Genomic DNA, 18,795 nt, shown 5'->3' with positions numbered 1-18,795 from the left:
GCGCGCGCCAGGCGGCAGGAGGCAGCCCATGAACGACGTCCTCGCGATGATCCTCGCAGGCGGACAGGGCGACCGCCTCTCCATCCTCTCCGAACAGCGCGCCAAGCCCGCCGTCGTCTTCGGCGGCAACTACCGAATCATCGATTTCGTCCTCTCCAACTGCGCCAACAGCGATATCTCCAAGCTCGCCGTCCTCACTCAGTACCGCCCCCGCTCCCTCTTCAACCACCTCGGCGCCGGCCGCCCCTGGGGCTACGACACCCCCGAAGGCGGCATCCAGATCCTCCAGCCCTACCTCGGCAAAGCTGATGCCGACTGGTACCAGGGCACCGCCGACGCCGTCTACCAGAACCTCTACGTCATCGAAGAATCCCGCGTCCGCGAAGTCCTCATCCTCGCCGGCGACCACATCTACCTCACCTCCTACCGCAACCTCATCGCCTACCACCGTTCCCAGGGCGCCGATGCCACCGTCGCCGTCTATAGCGTCCCCCGCAGCGAAGCCCACCGCTTCGGCGTCCTCGAACTCGACTCCACCGGCCGCGTCATCGACTTCCAGGAGAAGCCCAAAGAACCCCGCGGCTCCTGGGTCTCCATGGGCATCTACGTCTTCAACAAAGACGTCCTCGTCGAACAGCTCCAGGCCGACGCCGACCTCGGCGAAGCCAGCTCCCACGACTTCGGCAAGGACATCATCCCCCGCATGTACCAGACCCACCGCGTCTTCGGCTACCAGTACCACGACTACTGGCGCGATGTCGGCACCATCGAATCCTACTGGGCCGCCCACATGGACCTCCTCCAGCCCAACCCGCCGCTCGACCTCGAAGACCCGGACCTCAAGCTCCGCACCGCCGGCTCCATCCCCCCGCCCGCCCGCTTCGGCGCCAGCGCCCGCGTCACCGAATCCCTCATCTCCCCCTCCGCCCGCATCGATGGCGAGGTCTACCGCTCCGTCATCTCCCCCGGCGTCGTCATCGAACCCGGCGCCGTCGTCCGCGAATCCATCATCCAGCACCGCTGCGTCATCCGCTCCGGCGCCGTCATCGACCGCTGCATCCTCGATAAGGAAGTGAACGTCGGCGCCGGCTGCATCATCGGCACGGGCGACCCCAACATCCCCAACTTCGAACGTCCCGACATCGTCAACACTGGCATCTCCATCATCGGCAAGCGCGCCACCATCCCCCCGGGCCTCCGCATCGGCCGCAACGTCGTCGTCGGCCCCGGCGTCCACGAAGAGCTCGCCGACCGCGACGAACTCGAATCCGGCGCCTCCGTCCACCCGACCCACATCCCCCTCCACCTCTTCGTCTGATGGGCCCCGCTCCGCGCCTCTTCACCCTCGAAGAAGCCCGCGCCCTCCTGCCCTCCGTCGTCCCCGTGCTCGAACAGCTCCGGCAGGCCTACCTCGAACTCCGCGCCATCGAAGCTGCGCGCGCCGCCGCGGCCCGCGGCGCCACCGCCGACGGCCACGACCTCGCCGCGCCCTTCGCCACCGGCGAAGAAGTCGACCCCGCCGAATCCCTGCGCGACACCGTCCGCGCCGCCGTCCAGGCCCTCGAAGCGCAGGGCATCGAACTCAAAGACCCGGCCCGCGGCCTCATCGATTTCCCCCACCGCCGCGGCAGCCGCATCGTCTACCTCTGCTACCTCCTCGGCGAACCCACCATCAGCTGGTGGCACGAGCTCGACGCCGGCTTCGCAGGCCGCCAGCCGCTCTGACCCTTCCCCGCCGCGCCCTATAATCCCCGCCAACCTCCCGCGGGAGCGCACGCCATGTCCGCCGTCTTCCCCGTCCGCGACATCTTCGTCCAGGCCAACGGCCTCCGCCACCACCTCCTCGCCCGCGGCGCCCCCGGCGCCCCGGTCGTCCTCATGATCCACGGCCTCGCCGGCCAGGCGCACACCTTCGACGCCATCGCCAACGTCCTCGCCGCCCGCTACCACGTCTACTGCCTCGACGTCCGCGGCCGCGGCGAAACCGAGTGGGGCCCGCCCGACCAGTACAACATCGACACCTACGTCGAAGACCTCGAAGCCGTCCGCGAAGCCCTCGGCCTCCAGCGCTTCGCCCTCGTCGGCACCTCGATGGGCGGCCTCATCGCCATGCAGTACGCCCCCCGCCACCCCGAGCGCGTCGCCGCCGCCGTCCTCAACGACGTCGGCCCCGAAATCGACCCCGCCGGCCTCCAGCGCATCCTCGCCTACGTCCAGGGCGCGCCGGAGATGTTCCCCGACCTCAAAGCCGTCGTCCGCTACTACCGCGAGCACTACGCTCCCATGCTCGCCCACCTCACCGAAGACCAGCTCGCCGAATTCGCCCGCTACAACGTCCGCCGCTCCGATGCCGGCGTCTACGTCTGGAAGATGGACCCCGCCGTCCGCACCGCCCCGCCCAAAGCGCCCGCCCTCGACCCGTGGGACGCCTACAAAGCCATGGAATGCCCCATCCTCATCATCCGCGGCGCCCAGAGCGACGTCCTCTCCGCCGAGACGGCCCGCAAGATGCTCGAGGCGAACCCCCGCGCCCGCCTCGTCGAAGTCCCCGGCGTCGGCCATGCCCCGCTCCTCATCGAGCCGGAGGCCCGCAAAGCGCTCGAATCCTTCCTCGCCGAGCACCGCTGAACCGTTCGCCCATTGACACGCCCCCGGCGCGCGCCCTACCTTGAGCCCCTCAACTGAAGACGTACGGCGACGAACGGGAAGAGTACCCTGCGAAGCGAGCCCCCAGAGAGCCGGGGCAGCTGAAAACCGGCGGCAGCGCCGCAGGCGAATGGGCCCGGGAGCCCCGCAGCCCAACCCCCGCACCCCGGGGCAGTAGGTTGCGGCGGAGTGGCACCGTTATCACAGCCAGGGCCCTCGCGGGCATCCCCGCCCGCGGCGGCTGAAGAGTGCCCCGCAGGCGCGAGCCCCGGGGAACAAAGGTGGCACCGCGAGCGACCCCTCGTCCTTTGGCTGACGAGGGGTCGTTTTGCTTCGCAGGCCCCGCCTGCACCTATCGCACCCAACGGAGGGCATCACCCATGGCAACCCGCAAATTCCTCCTCACCGACGACCGGCTGCCCACCCACTGGTACAACATCGCGGCCGACCTTCCCACCCCGCCGCCCCCGCCCCTCCACCCCGCCACCCACCAGCCCATCGGCCCCGAGGCGCTCGCCCCGCTCTTCCCCATGGAGCTCATCAAGCAGGAAGTCAGCACCGAGCGCTACATCGAAATCCCCGAAGAAGTCCGCCGCATCTACAGCATCTGGCGGCCCTCCCCGCTCATCCGCGCCACCTTCCTCGAGCAGGCCCTCCAGACCCCTGCCCACATCTACTACAAGTACGAAGGCGTCTCCCCCTCCGGCTCCCACAAGCCGAACACCGCCGTCGCCCAGGCCTACTACAACAAGCAGGAAGGGGTGAAGCGCATCGCCACCGAAACCGGCGCCGGCCAGTGGGGCTCCTCCCTCGCATTCGCCTGCCAGCTCTTCGGCATCGAATGCAAGGTCTACATGGTCCGCGTCTCCTACAACCAGAAGCCCTACCGCCGCTCCCTCATGCAGGTCTGGGGCGGCACCGTCGTCCCCAGCCCCAGCCCCGATACCGAAGCCGGCCGCAAAATCCTCGCCGAAGACCCGGAGAACTCCGGCTCCCTCGGCATCGCCATCTCCGAGGCCGTCGAAGACGCCGCCCTGCGCGAGGACACCAGGTACTCCCTCGGCAGCGTCCTCAACCACGTCCTCCTCCACCAGACCGTCATCGGCCAGGAAGCCATCGCCCAGATGGAGATGGCCGGCGAATACCCCGACGTCGTCATCGGCTGCGCCGGCGGCGGCTCCAACGCTGCCGGCCTCATCTTCCCCTTCATGAAGGACCGCCTCGCCGGCAAGACGAACACCCGCTTCCTCGCCGTCGAGCCCGCCTCCTGCCCCTCCCTCACGAAGGGCGAATACCGCTACGACTTCGGCGACACCGCCGGCCTCACGCCCCTCCTGAAGATGTACACCCTCGGCCACACCTTCATGCCCCCTGGCATCCACGCCGGCGGCCTCCGCTACCACGCCATGGCGCCCCTCCTCTGCCACCTCTACGACCAGGGCTACATCGAAGCCCGCGCCTATCCCCAGAATCCCTGCTTCGAAGCCGCCACCCTCTTCGCCCGCACCGAGGGCATCGTCCCCGCGCCGGAAAGCTCGCACGCCATCCGCGCCGCCATCGACGAAGCCATCCAGGCCCGCGAAGAAGGCCGCAGCCGCGTCATCCTCTTCAACCTCTCCGGCCACGGCCTCCTCGACCTCCAGGCCTACGACGACTACCTCGCCGGCAAGCTCATCGATGACTTCTACCCCGAAGAGAAGGTCCGCGAAGCGATGAAGGACCTCCCCGTCATCTAAGCCGCACCCCGGCTATCCTGAAATCACCACAGCGCGGAGTACCCCCGATGTCGATGCTCACCGTCTCCACCCAGTTCGAAGCCCGCCTCAAGGCCGTCCTCGAGGCGAAATCCATGCTCAAGCACCCCTTCTACGTCGAGTGGACGCAGGGCACCCTCCCCATGCACAAGATGCAGGAGTACGCCCGCCAGTACTACCACTTCGAAGCCGCCTTCCCCCGCTTCCTCTCCGCCATCCACACCCGCACCGAGAGCGCGAACATCCGCCAGCTCATCCTCGATAACCTCTGGGACGAAGAGCACGGCGAGCGCAACCACCCCGCGCTCTGGCTCGAATTCGCCCGCGCCGTCGGCGTCGAGCCCGGCGAGGTCGTCAACGCGGAACTCCGCCCCGAGACCCGCGCCCTCGTCGACCACTTCCGCCGCATGGCGAACGAAGCCCCCGTCGCCGAAGCCCTCGGCACCCTCTTCGCCTACGAAGGGCAGGTGCCCGCCATCGCCTGGCAGAAGATCAAAGGCCTCACCGAGTTCTACGGCTTCGAGCCGAAGCAGTTCGAATTCTTCTCCGTCCACCTCGTCGCCGATATCGCTCACTCCGGCGCCGAGATGGAGGCCATCGCCGAGGCCTGCACCGATGAAGACGCCGTCATCCGCGCCGTCGACACCGCCTGCGACCGCCTCCTCGCGTTCCTCGACGGCTGCTACGCGGCCGCTGCCTGACATGCCCGGCACCGACCACACCGAGATCGAGGCCTGGAACACGGCCATCCGGCTCGCCGCGTCCATCGGGCGCCTCAAAGTGCCGTCCAACCTCCGCGCCTCGCAGGAAGCGCAGGACCGCGCCTTCCAGGCCGCCGGCGAAGCCGCCGCCCGCATCGCCGAGGCCGGCGCCCGCGAAGGCCAGGCCCAGGCCGCCATCCTCCGCGAGGCCCGCGGGTCCCTGGCCGCCTGCCGCTCGTGGCTCCACGTCCTCGCCGCGCTCGTCAACGAGCCCGAATCCGTCTTCGCCGCCGAGCTCGACCTCATCGACCAGGCCGGCAAGCAGATCAACGCGTACCTCCGCGCCGCGGAGCGCGCGGCCGGCCCCGGCGCAGCCCCCGGCCGCCCCGCACCGTCCCGCCCCGCCGGCCCGCCGCCCGCTCCCGGCCGCGGCCCCGGCCGCCTCCAGGGAGGCCCCCGGTGAGCGAACGGAAGCGCATCCTCACCGGCATCCGCCCCACCGGCGCCCTCCACCTCGGCCACTACGCCGGCGCCCTCGAAAACTGGGTCCGCCTCCAGCACGACTACGAGTGCTACTTCCTCATCGCGGATTACCAGGTCTCCGACTACGCCGACGACATCCCCCGCGTCCGCGAGGCTGTCTGGGAAGTCGCCCTCGACTGGCTCGCCGTCGGCCTCGACCCGGAGGGTTCCGCCTTCGTCATCGAATCGCTCGTCCCCGAGCACGCCGAACTCACCACCCTCCTCGGCTGGTTCCTCCCCGTCTCCATGCTCGAGCGGAACCCCACCCTCAAGTCCGAGATGGCCGCGATGGAGAACCCCGAGGACGGCTCCACCGAGCGCAAATCCGTCCCGGTCGCCTTCTACACCTACCCGGTGATGCAGGTGGCCAACATCCTCATGCCCCGGGCCCACCTCGTCCCCGTCGGCGAGGACCAGCTCCCCCACATTGAACTCACCCGCGAGACGGCCCGCCGCTTCAACCGCCGCTTCAAAGAGGTCTTCCCCGAGCCCGAGGCCCTCGTCGGCCGCGTCCCCCGCCTCGTCGGCATCGACGGCAACGCCAAGATGAGCAAGTCGCGCGGCAACACCATCGACCTCAAGGACGACGCCGAAACCGTCGCCCGCAAGGTCCGCGGCATGTATGGCGGCCCGCCCCGCGGCGCCAACGAACCCGGCCGCTGCGACGAAAACCCGATTTTCCTCTACCTCCGCGCCTTCGACCCCGATACCGAAGGCCTCCGCCAGCTCGAACACGAGTACGAAACCCGCGGCGTCCCCAACAAAGTCCTCAAAGACCGCCTCACGAAGGTTCTCAACGACCTCCTCGACCCCTTCCGCGAACGCCGCGCCTACTACGAAGCCCGCATGCGCCTCGTCCGCGATGCCCTCGCCTCAGGCTCCGAGCGCATGCGCCGCATCGCCCGCGAAACCATGGACATGGTCCACGACGCCCTCGACCTCAACTACCTCGAGAAATACTGATGCTTCGCCCAACCCTCGAAGAGGTCCGCCAGCTCGCAGCATCCGGCCAGGGCAACCTCGTCGCCGTCTACCGCGAGGTCACCGCCGACCTCGAAACCCCGGTCTCCGCCTACCTCAAGGTCGCCACGGGCCCCTACAGCTTCCTCCTCGAATCCGTCGAAGGCGGCGAGCGGCTCGCGCGCTACTCGTTCATCGGCACCCAGCCCTACCGCGTCCTCCGCACCGGGCCCGGCCGCGAATGGGAAGGCGACCCCCTCGTCCCCGTCGAGCAGGAGCTCGCCCGCTTCCGCCAAATCATGACGCCCGGCATCCCCGCCTTCACCGGCGGCGCCATCGGCTACGTCGCCTACGATGCCGTCCGTCACTTCGAGCCCCGCGTCCATCCGCCCGAGGCCGATGAACTCGGCATCCCCGAAGCGATGTGGCTCTTCACCGATGCCATGGTCGTCTTCGACCACCTCCGCCACACCATCAAAGTCATCGCCCACTGCCGCCTCGACGGCGACATCGATGCCGCCTACCGCCAGGCCGCCTTCCAGATCGACGCCATCGTCGAGCGGCTGAACAGCCCCACCGTCCGCCTCCCGCACCAGGACATCGCCGCCGTCCTCCGGACCAACGGCCAAGCCGAATCCAACGTCGGCCGCGAAGGCTACGAGCTCATGGTCGAAAAGATCCGGGAGTACATCATCGCGGGCGACTGCATCCAGGTCGTCCCCTCACAGCGCCTTCGCCGGCCCACGGCCGTCCACCCCTTCAACATCTACCGGCAGCTCCGCACCATCAACCCGTCGCCCTACATGTTCTACCTCGACCTGGGCGACTTCCAGGTCGTCGGCGCTTCCCCCGAACTCCTCGTCCGGGTCGAGGACGGCGTCGTCACCACCCACCCCATCGCCGGCACCCGCCCCCGCGGCGCCACGCCCGAAGAAGACGAACGCCTCGCCGCCGAACTCCTCGCCGACGAAAAGGAGCGCGCCGAGCACATCATGCTCGTCGACCTCGGCCGCAACGACATCGGCCGTGTCGCCCGCCCCGGCACCGTCCGCGTCGACAGCCTGATGCACATCGAGAAGTACTCCCACGTCATGCACATCGTCTCCAACGTCTCCGGCCGGCTCGCCGACGACAAAACGCCCTTCGATGCCTTCCGCTCCGTCTTCCCCGCCGGCACCCTCTCCGGCGCCCCGAAAGTCCGCGCCATGGAGATCATCGCCGAGCTCGAACCCTCCCGCCGCGGCATCTACGGCGGCGCTGTCGGCTACGCCTCCTTCGCCGGCAGCCTCGATACCTGCATCGCCATCCGCACCATGGTCGTCAAAGACGGCGTCGCCTACCTCCAGGCCGGCGGCGGCATCGTCTACGACTCCGTCCCCGAAACCGAGTACATGGAAACCGTCAACAAGATGCGCGCCCTCATGCGCGCCATCGACCAGGCCGAAGTCGCCGCCGCCGAACTCAAGACCGGCAGCATCGGCTACGGCTGACCTCCCGGGGGCACCCAGTGACCGACCGCCGCCCCGACCGCGTCTACGGCATCCTCGTCCGGCCCGGCGAAGTCTTCCTCCGCAGCGTCGGCGGCGCGCTCGGCCTGCCCGGCGGCGTCTTCCGCCCCCTCGCCGAAGACCGGAAAGTCGAACTCCGCGCGCATCTCTGGGACCAGCTCGGCATCGAGGCCTCCGCAATCTGGGCCCAGGGCGCCTTCGACTACCAGGACCCCGCCGAAGCCCGCGCCTGGTTCTCAGGCTTCTACACCGTCTGGCAGTGGCAGCCCGACCCGGCCCCCGGCGCCGGCCGCTGGCTCACCCGCGACGACGTCCTCGCCGCGGACCTATGCCCCTCCCTCCGCATCCTCCTCATCTCCATCCTCGATACGATCGCGATCAAGACCACATGAAGCAGCACATCACCATGGCCGCCATCCTCGAACGCGGCGGGCGCATCTACCTCGTCCGCCCGTCGCCCTCCGCGCCCTGGGAGCTGCCCTCCGGCCCCCTTCCGCCGGACGTCCACGACGTCGACGAGGAGATGGACCGCATCCTCCAGCGGCTCGGCATCGAAGCCCCCGCCGTCGAGGACGACTTCCTCCAGACCCACTACTTCCCCGCCGACGACGGCCAGGTCGTCTACAACCTCTATGCACCATCCGAATGGCAGGGCGAACCGGCCCCGCCCCCGGGCGTCGGCAGCGGCTGGTTCACCCTCGATGAACTCGACGCCATCGACCTCCACCCCGGCGTCCGCCGCGCCATCCGCGAAGCCTTCGGCCTCGACCAGCCGCCGGACCGCTCGGCCGAAATCCTCGCCGCCCTCGGCGCCGAGCTCGAAGCCGCCGCCCGGCCCGCGCCGCCCGCTTCCGCCCGCGAGGCCGGCCTCGATGTCCTCCGCACCCTCACCGGCGGCGACCCGGCCGCCGAGGCCGCCCTCCGCCGCTCCTCCCCCGAGCTCGCCGACGACATCATCGAGTTCGCCCTGGCCCGCTTCTGGACAGGCCCCCAGCTCGACCGCCGCACCCGCAGCCTCCTCGTCGTCGCCATGCTCGCGGCGCAGGGCCGCACCGGCGGTCCCCTCCGCTCCCACCTCAACGGCGCCCTCAACCACGGCGCCAGCCCGGCCCAGGTCGTCGAAGTCCTCCGCATGGTCGCCATCTACGCCGGCTTCCCGGCGGCCCTCGAAGCCTGGGCCGTCATGGAGGAGGTCTTCGCCAGCCGCGGCATTCCGCGTCCATCCCGGCAGGAGCCTGCCCCGTGAGCGCCATCCTCTGGGACCTCGATGACACCCTCCTGAACACCCTCCCCGCCCGGATGGAGTCGCTCGCCTACGCCCACCAGGCCGTCCTCGGCGAGCCCGTCGACCCCGTCGAACTCTGGCGCTCCAACCGCGGCGGCACCCTCGAAGACCTCGCCCGCCGCCTCGTCGGCGACGACTACCAGCGCTTCGCCCGCGTCTACCGCGACCACTACTACGGCCGCGACCGCGCCATCCGCCCCTTCGAAGGCATCGAGCCGGTCCTCCGCTCGCTCCACGCTGCCGGTATCCCGATGGCCGTCGTCACCTCGAAGGTGAGCTACGGCGCTACCGAGGAGCTCGAAGCCGCCGGCCTGCTCCGGTACTTCCAGGCCGTCATCGGCTTCGACGATACCGAGCGCCACAAACCCGACCCCGAGCCCGTCTACGCCGCCCTCGACCGCCTCCTCGCCGACCACCCCGCCCGCGTCGCCTTCGTCGGCGATAGCCCCGCCGATATCTGGGCCGCGCGCAACGCTGGCGTCCGCTCCATCGCCGCCCTCTGGGGCACCATCGACGCCGAGGCCGCCCTCGAGGCCGTCCCCGATTTCACCGCCCACTCCCCGGGCGCTGTCCTCGAACTCATCGTCGAACAGGGGTTCGGCCGGTGAGCCCGCTCCTCCAGAAACACATCGCCCACGTCGCCGTCCGCTTCTACCGCTCCGGCGGCGTCGAACTCGCGCTCGTCCCGCTCCTCGCCGAGTCCGCCTCCTTCACCCGCTCCGCCGGCGACGGCTATTTCCTCGTCGCCCTCATCGGCGAGCCCGGCACCGCCTACCCGCTCGACCTCCGCTCGCCGGCCTCGCTCGACCCTGCCTACCTCGCCGCCAAGTTCCGCCTCGACCGCCGCGGCTTCGGCTACACGCCCGAAGAGCTCGCAGCCGTCCTCGCCCTCATCGCCGAAGATCTCTCCCGGGAGGAAGCGCTCGACCAGTGACCACCCTGCTCATCGATAACTACGACTCCTTCACCTACAACCTCTACCAGTATCTCTGCGAACTCGGCGCCGACGTCCGCGTCTACCGGAACGACCAGGTCACCCTCGAGGAGTGCCTCGCGCTCCAGCCCGACCACGTCGTCATCTCCCCCGGCCCCGGCGACCCCGACGATGCCGGCATCTCCCGCGATGTCATCCGCGCCTTCGCCGGCAAGGTCCCCGTCCTCGGCGTCTGCCTCGGCCACCAGTGCATCTACGACGTCTACGGCGGCACCGTCGCCGGCGCCGGCGAAATCAAGCACGGCAAGACCTCGAACATCACCCACGACGGCCGCGGCGTCTTCGCCGGCATCCCCTCCCCCTTCGAGGCCGTCCGCTACCACTCCCTCTGCGGCACGCCCGATACCCTTCCGCCCGACCTCGAAGTCACGGCCCGCTCCGAATCCGGCATCATCATGGGCGTTCGCCACCGCCGCTACACGGTCGAAGGCGTCCAGTTCCACCCCGAATCCATCGCCACCGAGCACGGCAAGGAGCTCCTCGCGAACTTCCTCCGCATGGAGGGTGGCGAATGGCCCGCCTGATTCGCCACACTGGTCCCCACACCCCCCTCCGGAGCGACCCCTGATGGCCGTCCAGGAAGCAATCAAAACCCTTGTCGATGCCGGTGACCTCCCGCCGCCGCTCGCCGCCGCCGCGCTCGAAGAACTGATGACCGGCGCTGCGACCCCGGCCCAGGTCGGCGCCTTCCTGGCCGCCTGGCGCATCCGCGGCGAAACCCCGGCCGCCATCGCCGCCTGCCTCGGCGTCATGCTCCGCCACGCCGAGCCCGTCCGCGCCCCGGATACCATCGACATCTGCGGCACCGGGGGGGATGGCATCGACACGATCAACGTCTCCACCGCCGCCGGCTTCGTCGTCGCTGCCTGCGGCGTCCGCGTCGCCAAGCACGGCAACCGCGCCGCCAGCTCCAAATGCGGCAGCGCCGACGTCCTCGAAGCGCTCGGCGCCCGCATCGACGTCGACGGCGCCGCCATCGCCCGCATCATCGACGCCTGCGGCTTCTGCTTCCTCTTCGCCCAGCGCATGCACCCCGCCATGCGCCATGTCGGCGGCGCCCGCCGCGAAATCGGCATCCGCACCGCCTTCAACATCCTCGGCCCGCTCTCGAACCCCGCCATGCCCTCCCGCCAGCTCGTCGGCGTCGGCGCGCGCGCCCTCGGCCCGCTCGTCGCTGAGGCCCTCGCCCTCCGCGGCATCGAGCGCGCCCTCGTCGTCCACTCCGAAGACGGCCTCGACGAGATCAGCCCCGCCGCGCCGACCCTCGCCTGGGTCGTCGGCGATGGCGCCGTCGCCGAGCGTGTCCTCACGCCGGCCGACTTCGGCGTCGCCCCCTCCCCGCTCGCAGCCGTCGCCGGCGGCGATGCCGCCGCGAACGCCGGCGACATCCTCGCCATCCTCGACGGCGCCGAAGGCCCGAAGACCGACTTCACCGTCATCAACGCCGCTGCCGCGCTCGTCGTCGCCGGCCGCGCCGCCGATTTCCGCGAAGGCGCCGCCCTCGCCCGCGACGCCATCGCGACCGGCCGCGCCCGCGAAGTCCTCGATGCCTACGTCGCCCTCTCCCGCGAGGCCGCCGGTGGGTAGCCCGACCATCCTCGATACCATCGTCGCCCGCCGCGGGGAGGACGTCGCCGCCGCGAAGGCCGCCGTCCCGGCCGCGGCGCTCGAAGCGAAGCTTGCCGATGCGCCGCCCGTCATCGACTTCGTCGACCGCCTCCGCCGCGACGCACCCCTCGCCGTCATCGCCGAGGTCAAGCGCGCCTCCCCGAGCAAAGGCGACATCGCCCCCGGCCTCGATGCTGCCGAACAGGCCCTCCGCTACGCCCGCGGGGGCGCGAGCGCCATCTCCATCCTCACCGAGCCGACCTGGTTCAAAGGCACCCTCGCCGACATGGCCGCCGCCCGCGCCGCCGTCGACGAGCTCGGCCCGGCCCGGCCCGCCATCCTCCGCAAAGACTTCATCATCGACGAGTACCAGCTCCTCGAAGCCCGCGTCCACGGCGCTGACGCCGTCCTCCTCATCGTCGCCGCGCTGGATGACGCGGTGCTCCGCCGCCTCTACGATGGCGCCCGCGCCCTCGGCATGCAGGCCCTCGTCGAAGTGAACGACGCCGACGAAATGGCCCGCGCCGCCAGCCTCGGCGCCCCGCTCATCGGCATCAACAACCGCGACCTCCGCAGCTTCCGGGTCGACCTCGCGACCACCGACCGCCTCGCCAGCCTCGCGCCCCCCGGCGCCCTCCTCGCTGCCCTCAGCGGCATCAGCAGCCGCGCCGATGTCGAGCGCTTCATGGCCGTCGGCGCCGCCGCCGTCCTCGTCGGCGAGTCGCTCATGCTCGCGCCCGACCCCGCCGCGAAGGTCCGCGAACTCCGCGGCATCCCCGTCGCCGCACCCGGGAGCGCGCCGTGACGCTCGTCAAAATCTGCGGCATCCGCGATGCCGCGACGGCCCTCGCCGCCGCCGAGGCCGGCGCCGACTTCATCGGCCTCGTCTTCGCCGAATCGCGCCGCCAGGTCACCCCGCAGGCCTGCCACGATATCGTCGAAGCCCTCGCCGAGCGCCGCCGCCTCGCGCCGCCGCCCGCCGACCTCGGCGGGCCCGCCCGCGGCGAAGTCTCCGCCCGCTCCTGGTTCCCTGCCTGGGCCGACGCCATCGAGCTCGCCCTTGCCCGCGCCCGGCCCCTCCTCGTCGGCGTCTTCGCCCGCATGACCCCCGCCGAGGTCAACGATATCGCCGAGGCCGCCCGCCTCGACCTCGTCCAGCTCTCCGGCGGCGAAGACGACGCCTTCGTCCGCGCCGTCCAGCGCCCCGTCCTCCGCACCATCCACGTCCGCGAAGGCGACGACACCGCCGATATCACCGAGCGCATCATCCCCGGCCTCGCCGCCGCGACGCTCCTCGATACGGCCGTCCCCGGCGCCCTCGGCGGCACCGGCACCGCCTTCGACTGGACGCTCGCCGAAGACGTCGCCGCCCGCTTCCCCGTCGTCCTCGCCGGCGGCCTCACGCCCGAAAACGTCGGCGATGCCGTCCGCACCGTCCGGCCCTGGGCCGTCGATGTCTCCTCCGGTGTCGAAACCGATGCCGCCAAAGACCCCGAAAAAATCCGCGCGTTCATCCGCGCCGCGAAAGGTGCCAGCCGTGACCGTTGAGACTGCCTCCCCGCTCTCCCCGCGCTTCGGCGAGTTCGGCGGCCGCTACATTCCCGAGACCCTCGTCGCCGCCCACGAAGACCTCGAGGCCGCCTACCTCGAAGCCCGCAGCGACCCCGCCTTCCAGCAGGAGCTCGACCACCTCCTCCGCCACTACGTCGGCCGCCCGACGCCGCTCTACTTCGCCGAGCGCCTCAGCCGCGAAGTCGGCGGCGCCCGCATCTGGCTCAAGCGCGAAGACCTCGCCCACACCGGCGCCCACAAGATCAACAACGCCCTCGGCCAGGCCCTCCTCGCACGCCGCCTCGGCAAGACCCGCATCATCGCCGAGACCGGCGCCGGCCAGCACGGCGTCGCCACCGCCACCGTCTGCGCCATGCTCGGCCTCGAATGCGTCGTCTACATGGGCTCCGAGGATGTCCGCCGGCAGTCGCTCAACGCCTTCCGCATGAAGATGCTCGGCGCCACCCTCATCTCCGTCGATTCCGGCTCGAAGACGCTCAAAGACGCCATCAACGAAGCGATGCGCGACTGGGTCACCAACGTCCGCACGACCCACTACATCATCGGCTCCGCCATCGGCCCCCACCCCTTCCCCACCATCGTCCGCGATTTCCAGTCCGTCATCGGCCGCGAGGCCCGCGCGCAGATGCTCGAGCAGGCCGGTCGCCTCCCCGATGCCGCCGTCGCCTGCGTGGGCGGTGGCTCGAACGCCATCGGCCTCTTCCACCCCTTCCTCGATGACCCCGTGCGCCTCGTCGGCGTCGAAGCCGGCGGCGACGGCGTCGGCACCGGCAAACACTCCGCCACCCTCGTCGCCGGCCGCCCCGGCGTCCTCCACGGCACACGCACCTACCTGCTCCAGGACCCGAACGGCCAAATCCTCGAAACGCACAGCATCTCCGCCGGCCTCGACTACCCCGGCGTCGGCCCCGAACACTCCTGGCTCAAGACCAGCGAGCGCGCCGAGTACGTTGCCGTCGACGACCGCCAGGCGCTCGAAGGCTTCCAGGCCCTCACCCGGGCGGAGGGCATCATCCCCGCCCTCGAACCGAGCCACGCCATCTACTACGCCATCCAGCTCGCCCGCGAACTCGGCCCCGGCAAGGACATCCTCGTCGGCCTCTCCGGCCGCGGCGACAAGGACATGCACACCGTCGCCGCCGCCCTCGGGGTGACGCTCTGAGCGCTCCGGCGCCCCGCCCGCTCGTCCCCTGGGGGCCGCGCCAGGCCGCTGCCGGCATCGCCGCCTTCGTCGGCCTCATGGTCCTCACCAACGTCGCGGTCGCGCTCGTCGCCCTCGCCACCGGCCACGACTTCCGCGCCCGCGACGTCGGCGACACGTTCGAAAAGGCCGCCCGCATCGCGCAGTACGCGGCCGACCGGCTCGCCGCCGCGCAGGCCGGCGCGCCCCTCCCGGAGCCGCCCGACCTCCTCGCCGACCAGGCCAGCCTCCAGATCCTCTTCATCGTCACCGCCGTCTCGCAGGCTGCCATCATCGCCTACACCGGCATCATCACCGGCCTCACCGGCCGCGAACTCATCCGTGCTCTCGGTCTCCGCCGCTTCCCGCTGGCCGGGGCCTGGCTCCCGCTCGCGGCCGTCTTCGCCGCCTACGTCGGCACCTTCGCCTGGGTGCAGCTCGTCGATGCCCTCGGCCTCACCTGGCTCGAACCGCGCAGCACCGTCCCCATCGAAATCACCCGCGATGACCTCACCCTCAGCATCGCCGCCGCCGTCACCCTCGTCGGCGCCCCCGTCACCGAAGAGCTCTTCTTCCGCGGCCTCGTCTTCGGCGGCTTCAGCCGCTGGGGCTTCTGGCCCGCCGCCCTCCTCTCCGGCTTCCTCTTCTCGCTCGTCCACTTCGACCCGGGCAGCGTCGTCCCCTTCCTCGCCATCGGCGTCGCCCTCGCCTGGCTCTACCAGCGCAGCGGCACCCTCTGGTATCCCATCCTCTTCCACTTCGCCTTCAACGCCGTCAGCTTTACCATCCTCGCGTTCGGATGAACGGCCGCCTCCGCCCCGCGCCATGGAGCGAACTCCACGTCCTCGCGGGGCTCTGGCTGGCCGTCCTCGCCTACGTCATCCCCTTCTTCCTCATCCAGCCCGTCGCGAACCTGTTCGGCGCCCAGGCCGGCTTCCGCGATGCCGGCGACGCCTTCGAAAAGGCCGCCCGCGTCGCCAGCTGGGCCGACCTCGCCCTCGCCCGCGCGGCCGCGGGCAACCCCCTCCCGGAGCCCCCGCGCCTCCTCGGCGACCCGGTCGCTGCCCGCGTCGCCTGGGTCATGGCCCTCGTCAGCTCGGCCCTGTTCGTCGCCGTCGCACTCCTCGCGCCTCGCCGCCCGCTCCGCGAGGTGCTCGGCGCTGTCGGCCTCGACCGCTTCGACGCCGGCCGGCTCTGGCTCCCCGCTCTCTGCGTCGCCATCGCCTATCCGCTGACGGGCCTCTACGCCGCCGCCGTCCGCGCCCTCGGCCTCGGCCCGCTCATCCCCTCCCCTTCGCCCGAGGGGCTCGAACCCGTCCTCCGCGACCCCGCCGCGCTCGCGCTCTACGGGCTCGCGACCGTCGTCGCCGCGCCGGTCAGCGAAGAAGCCGTTTACCGCGGCCTCGCCTTCACCGGCACGCTCCGCTGGGGCTTTTGGCCCGCCGCCGCCTTCAGCTCGGCTCTCTTCGCCCTCAGCCACCGCGAGCTCGCCACGCTCCTCCCCTTCTTCGCCATCGGCCTCGTCATCGCCTGGCTCTACGCCCGCTCCGGCAGCCTCTGGGATGCCGTCGCCTTCCATGTGCTCTTCAACGGCCTCAGCTTTATCCTGCTCCTCGCGAGGTACTGACCGCCCCATGTCCCAGCGTCTCCGCGACACCTTCGCCCGCGCCCGCGAAGCCGGCCGCTCCCTCTTCATCGGCTACGTCACCGCCGGCTACCCCCGCCGCGACGAGACCGTGCCCATCCTGCTCGCCATGCAGGAAGGCGGCGCCGACGTCATCGAACTCGGCGTCCCCTTCTCCGACCCCATGGCCGACGGCGCCACCATCCAGCACGCGAACCAGGTCGCCCTCGAACAGGGCGTTTCCCTCGCCGATTGCTTCGATTTCATCCGCGCGGCGCGCGCGCAGGGCCTCACCGCGCCCGTCATCCTCATGGGCTACTACAACCCGATCCTCGCCCGCGGCGAAGTCCGCGCCTGCGCTGAAGCCGCGGCTGCCGGCGCCGACGGCTGGATCGTCGTCGACCTCCCGCCCGAGGAGGCCGGCAGCTTCCTCGCCGCCTGCCGCGCGCACGACCTCAGCTTCGTCCCCCTCGTCGCCCCGACCACCCGCGACGAGCGCATCCCCCGCATCGCCGCGTGCGCCGATGCCTTCCTCTACTGCGTCAGCGTGACCGGCACCACCGGCAAAGGCAACGTCGCGCTCGATGCTCTCCCGGCCTTCATCCAGCGCGTCCGCGCACAGACGAACCTGCCCCTCGCCGTCGGCTTCGGCATCACCAGCCGCCAGCAGGCCGAAGCCGTCCGCTCCATCGCCGATGCCGCAGTCATCGGCTCTGCTATAATCAGCGCCATCGACGCTGCGGCGGAAGACCGCCGCGCGCAGAGCGTCAGGGAGTTCGTGGAGGATGTCTCCGGCCGATAGCGGACAGGTGATCGCGGCCCACAGACGGCCGGCTGCGCCTCAACAGGCGTGGCCGCGTCCCCCTGTGGGCCGTGCATATGGCAGTCCGCCGGCCGGGGCCTTTGGCGCCCGCCGATCCTGAGCGCACTGCCATCACACCCACGGAACACCCAGGAGGACCTGCGCGTATGCCCGTCCGCGGCGTCCGCGGCGCAACCACTGTCGACCGCAACCAGAAGGAAGAAATCCTCGAGCGCACCCGCGAGCTCCTCGTCCACATGGTCGAGGCCAACGGCATCCGCACCGAGGACATCGCCTCCGCCTGGCTGACCACCACCCCCGACGTCTACGCCGAATTCCCGGCCGTCGCCGCCCGCCAGCTCGGGTGGACGCAGGTCCCCCTCATGCAGAGCCACGAAATGTCCGTCCCCGGCATGCTCCCCCTCTGCATCCGGGTGCTCCTCCACTGGAACACGGATAAAGCCCAGAGTGAAATCCGCCACATCTACCTGCGCGAGGCCGCCCGCCTGCGGCCCGACCTCGCGTCCCCAACCCCCTGAACTACCTCGAAACGGAGCAAAAGAACCCGTGATCATCGTCGTTTCCCCGGAAGCCACCCCGGACGACCTCGACGTCATCATCAAGCGCGTCGAAGAAACCGGCCGCCAGGCCCACCTCTCCGTCGGCCAGGAGCGCACCATCATCGGCGTCATCGGCTCCGATGAGCCCGGCCTCGAAGACATCTTCCTCGCGCTCCCCCGCGTCGAATCCGTCCACCGCGTCACCCGCCCCTACAAGCTCGCCTCCCGCGACTTCCATCCCGCCGATTCCATCATCGACGTCGGCTACGGCGTCAAAGTCGGCGGCACCGAGCTCGCCATCATGGCCGGCCCCTGCTCCATCGAAAACGAAGAGCACATCTTCGATTCCGCCCGCGCCGTCAAAGCCGCCGGCGCCAACATCCTCCGCGGCGGCGCCTTCAAGCCCCGCACCTCCCCCTACACCTTCCGCGGCCTCGGCGAAGAAGGCCTCCGCTACCTCCACGCCGCCGGCAAGGCCCACGGCCTCCCCGTCATTACCGAGCTCATGAGCGTCCGCGATATCGACGCCGTCTGCGAATACGCCGATATCATCCAGATCGGCGCCCGCAACATGCAGAACTTCATCCTCCTCGATGAAGTCGGCCGCGTGAAGAAGCCCGTCATGCTCAAGCGCGGGCTCTCCGGCCAAATCGAAGAGTGGCTCCTCGCTGCCGAGTACATCATGGCCCAGGGCAACCCGAACGTGATCCTCTGCGAGCGCGGCATCCGCACCTTCGAAACCGCCTACCGCAACACGTTCGACGTCAACGCCATCCCCCTCGCGCGCGAGCTCAGCCACCTGCCCGTCATCGCCGACCCTTCCCACGGCACCGGCAAAGCCTCCCTCGTCACGCCGATCGCGATGGCCGCCATCGCCGCCGGCGCCGACGGCCTCATGATCGAGGTCCACAACAACCCCGACCACGCCCTCTCCGACGGCGCCCAGTCGTTGACATACGACCGCTTCGCCGGGATGATGCGCTCGGTCGGCGCTATCGCCGCTGCAGTCGAGCGGACGCTCCCGGGGGTGTGGGCGCCTGCCAGCGCGTGATAGCGCACACGGTCGCAAGACCGCACCG

General features: G+C 70.5%; 22 protein-coding genes. All 22 read left to right on the top strand.

The features are described from left to right. Window positions 1-28: 28 nt before the first annotated feature. Complete coding sequence (locus tag N2041_RS05115; protein WP_297676486.1) at window positions 29-1,318, top strand: glucose-1-phosphate adenylyltransferase family protein; 1,290 nt, start codon at window positions 29-31, stop codon at window positions 1,316-1,318. Continuing rightward, complete coding sequence (locus N2041_RS05110) at window positions 1,318-1,725, top strand: DUF2203 domain-containing protein (protein WP_297676484.1); 408 nt, start codon at window positions 1,318-1,320, stop codon at window positions 1,723-1,725. Before N2041_RS05115 ends, N2041_RS05110 begins: the two co-directional genes overlap by 1 nt. Window positions 1,726-1,779: 54 nt before the next feature. Continuing rightward, entirely contained in the window at window positions 1,780-2,628 is an 849-nt protein-coding gene (locus N2041_RS05105; protein ID WP_297676482.1) for an alpha/beta fold hydrolase, read from the top strand. Window positions 2,629-3,026: 398 nt separating this feature from the next. Further along, window positions 3,027-4,382, top strand: a complete 1,356-nt coding sequence (locus tag N2041_RS05100; RefSeq protein ID WP_297676480.1) for a TrpB-like pyridoxal phosphate-dependent enzyme — start codon at window positions 3,027-3,029, stop codon at window positions 4,380-4,382. 47 nt (window positions 4,383-4,429) lie between these two features. Continuing rightward, window positions 4,430-5,101, top strand: coding sequence for a CADD family putative folate metabolism protein (locus N2041_RS05095; RefSeq protein ID WP_297676478.1), 672 nt, complete (start codon window positions 4,430-4,432; stop codon window positions 5,099-5,101). A 1-nt stretch (window position 5,102) separates the two neighbouring features. Continuing rightward, entirely contained in the window at window positions 5,103-5,564 is a 462-nt protein-coding gene (locus tag N2041_RS05090; protein ID WP_297676476.1) for a four helix bundle protein, read from the top strand. Further along, on the top strand, window positions 5,561-6,586 hold the full coding sequence (gene trpS, locus N2041_RS05085) for a tryptophan--tRNA ligase (protein WP_297676474.1): 1,026 nt from the start codon (window positions 5,561-5,563) through the stop codon (window positions 6,584-6,586). Before N2041_RS05090 ends, trpS begins: the two co-directional genes overlap by 4 nt. Beyond that, complete coding sequence (gene trpE / locus N2041_RS05080; protein ID WP_297676472.1) at window positions 6,586-8,073, top strand: anthranilate synthase component I; 1,488 nt, start codon at window positions 6,586-6,588, stop codon at window positions 8,071-8,073. Before trpS ends, trpE begins: the two co-directional genes overlap by 1 nt. Before the next feature lie 17 nt (window positions 8,074-8,090). Continuing rightward, the gene (locus N2041_RS05075; RefSeq protein ID WP_297676470.1) at window positions 8,091-8,483 is read left to right on the top strand and encodes a hypothetical protein; all 393 of its coding nucleotides are present in this window, start codon (window positions 8,091-8,093) and stop codon (window positions 8,481-8,483) included. Then, window positions 8,480-9,337 (top strand): carboxymuconolactone decarboxylase family protein, encoded by an 858-nt coding sequence (locus tag N2041_RS05070; protein WP_297676468.1) that lies wholly within the window; start codon window positions 8,480-8,482, stop codon window positions 9,335-9,337. Before N2041_RS05075 ends, N2041_RS05070 begins: the two co-directional genes overlap by 4 nt. Then, the gene (locus N2041_RS05065; RefSeq protein ID WP_297676466.1) at window positions 9,334-9,984 is read left to right on the top strand and encodes an HAD-IA family hydrolase; all 651 of its coding nucleotides are present in this window, start codon (window positions 9,334-9,336) and stop codon (window positions 9,982-9,984) included. The genes N2041_RS05070 and N2041_RS05065 overlap by 4 nt, the downstream gene beginning before the upstream one ends. Then, window positions 9,981-10,310: a hypothetical protein gene (locus tag N2041_RS05060; protein WP_297676464.1), complete on the top strand. Its 330-nt coding sequence runs from the start codon at window positions 9,981-9,983 to the stop codon at window positions 10,308-10,310. The genes N2041_RS05065 and N2041_RS05060 overlap by 4 nt, the downstream gene beginning before the upstream one ends. Next, window positions 10,307-10,894: an aminodeoxychorismate/anthranilate synthase component II gene (locus tag N2041_RS05055; protein WP_297676462.1), complete on the top strand. Its 588-nt coding sequence runs from the start codon at window positions 10,307-10,309 to the stop codon at window positions 10,892-10,894. The genes N2041_RS05060 and N2041_RS05055 overlap by 4 nt, the downstream gene beginning before the upstream one ends. A gap of 43 nt (window positions 10,895-10,937) precedes the next feature. Continuing rightward, entirely contained in the window at window positions 10,938-11,957 is a 1,020-nt protein-coding gene (gene trpD, locus N2041_RS05050) for an anthranilate phosphoribosyltransferase (RefSeq protein ID WP_297676460.1), read from the top strand. Then, window positions 11,950-12,783, top strand: coding sequence for an indole-3-glycerol phosphate synthase TrpC (gene trpC, locus N2041_RS05045; RefSeq protein WP_297676458.1), 834 nt, complete (start codon window positions 11,950-11,952; stop codon window positions 12,781-12,783). The genes trpD and trpC overlap by 8 nt, the downstream gene beginning before the upstream one ends. Further along, window positions 12,780-13,526 carry a phosphoribosylanthranilate isomerase gene (locus tag N2041_RS05040; protein ID WP_297676456.1) on the top strand — a complete coding sequence of 249 codons (747 nt, stop codon included), beginning with the start codon at window positions 12,780-12,782 and terminating at the stop codon, window positions 13,524-13,526. The genes trpC and N2041_RS05040 overlap by 4 nt, the downstream gene beginning before the upstream one ends. Next, window positions 13,516-14,712 (top strand): tryptophan synthase subunit beta, encoded by a 1,197-nt coding sequence (gene trpB / locus N2041_RS05035; protein WP_297676455.1) that lies wholly within the window; start codon window positions 13,516-13,518, stop codon window positions 14,710-14,712. Before N2041_RS05040 ends, trpB begins: the two co-directional genes overlap by 11 nt. Before the next feature lie 77 nt (window positions 14,713-14,789). After that, complete coding sequence (locus N2041_RS05030; protein ID WP_297676453.1) at window positions 14,790-15,533, top strand: type II CAAX endopeptidase family protein; 744 nt, start codon at window positions 14,790-14,792, stop codon at window positions 15,531-15,533. Further along, the gene (locus tag N2041_RS05025) at window positions 15,530-16,357 is read left to right on the top strand and encodes a CPBP family intramembrane glutamic endopeptidase (protein ID WP_297676451.1); all 828 of its coding nucleotides are present in this window, start codon (window positions 15,530-15,532) and stop codon (window positions 16,355-16,357) included. Before N2041_RS05030 ends, N2041_RS05025 begins: the two co-directional genes overlap by 4 nt. Window positions 16,358-16,364: 7 nt before the next feature. After that, a complete protein-coding gene (gene trpA / locus N2041_RS05020; protein WP_297676449.1) occupies window positions 16,365-17,156 on the top strand; it encodes a tryptophan synthase subunit alpha in 792 nt (263 codons plus the stop codon). A gap of 167 nt (window positions 17,157-17,323) precedes the next feature. After that, a complete protein-coding gene (gene aroH, locus N2041_RS05015) occupies window positions 17,324-17,695 on the top strand; it encodes a chorismate mutase (RefSeq protein ID WP_297676447.1) in 372 nt (123 codons plus the stop codon). Window positions 17,696-17,723: 28 nt separating this feature from the next. After that, window positions 17,724-18,767, top strand: a complete 1,044-nt coding sequence (gene aroF / locus N2041_RS05010; protein WP_297676445.1) for a 3-deoxy-7-phosphoheptulonate synthase — start codon at window positions 17,724-17,726, stop codon at window positions 18,765-18,767. Window positions 18,768-18,795 lie beyond the last annotated feature (28 nt).

It is taken from the genome of Tepidiforma sp., assembly GCF_026419595.1.
Lineage (GTDB): Bacteria > Chloroflexota > Dehalococcoidia > Tepidiformales > Tepidiformaceae > Tepidiforma.
This window is presented reverse-complemented; position numbering and strand designations above follow the sequence as displayed.

What these genes read in the sequence shown, in the direction of transcription:
- N2041_RS05115 (WP_297676486.1), top strand. Translation starts at nt 29, where the DNA reads ATGAACGACGTCCTCGCGATGATCCTCGCAGGCGGACAGGGCGACCGC.
- N2041_RS05110 (WP_297676484.1), top strand. Translation starts at nt 1,318, where the DNA reads ATGGGCCCCGCTCCGCGCCTCTTCACCCTCGAAGAAGCCCGCGCCCTC.
- N2041_RS05105 (WP_297676482.1), top strand. Translation starts at nt 1,780, where the DNA reads ATGTCCGCCGTCTTCCCCGTCCGCGACATCTTCGTCCAGGCCAACGGC.
- N2041_RS05100 (WP_297676480.1), top strand. Translation starts at nt 3,027, where the DNA reads ATGGCAACCCGCAAATTCCTCCTCACCGACGACCGGCTGCCCACCCAC.
- N2041_RS05095 (WP_297676478.1), top strand. Translation starts at nt 4,430, where the DNA reads ATGTCGATGCTCACCGTCTCCACCCAGTTCGAAGCCCGCCTCAAGGCC.
- N2041_RS05090 (WP_297676476.1), top strand. Translation starts at nt 5,103, where the DNA reads ATGCCCGGCACCGACCACACCGAGATCGAGGCCTGGAACACGGCCATC.
- trpE (WP_297676472.1), top strand. Translation starts at nt 6,586, where the DNA reads ATGCTTCGCCCAACCCTCGAAGAGGTCCGCCAGCTCGCAGCATCCGGC.
- N2041_RS05070 (WP_297676468.1), top strand. Translation starts at nt 8,480, where the DNA reads ATGAAGCAGCACATCACCATGGCCGCCATCCTCGAACGCGGCGGGCGC.
- trpD (WP_297676460.1), top strand. Translation starts at nt 10,938, where the DNA reads ATGGCCGTCCAGGAAGCAATCAAAACCCTTGTCGATGCCGGTGACCTC.
- N2041_RS05030 (WP_297676453.1), top strand. Translation starts at nt 14,790, where the DNA reads ATGGTCCTCACCAACGTCGCGGTCGCGCTCGTCGCCCTCGCCACCGGC.
- N2041_RS05025 (WP_297676451.1), top strand. Translation starts at nt 15,530, where the DNA reads ATGAACGGCCGCCTCCGCCCCGCGCCATGGAGCGAACTCCACGTCCTC.
- trpA (WP_297676449.1), top strand. Translation starts at nt 16,365, where the DNA reads ATGTCCCAGCGTCTCCGCGACACCTTCGCCCGCGCCCGCGAAGCCGGC.
- aroH (WP_297676447.1), top strand. Translation starts at nt 17,324, where the DNA reads ATGCCCGTCCGCGGCGTCCGCGGCGCAACCACTGTCGACCGCAACCAG.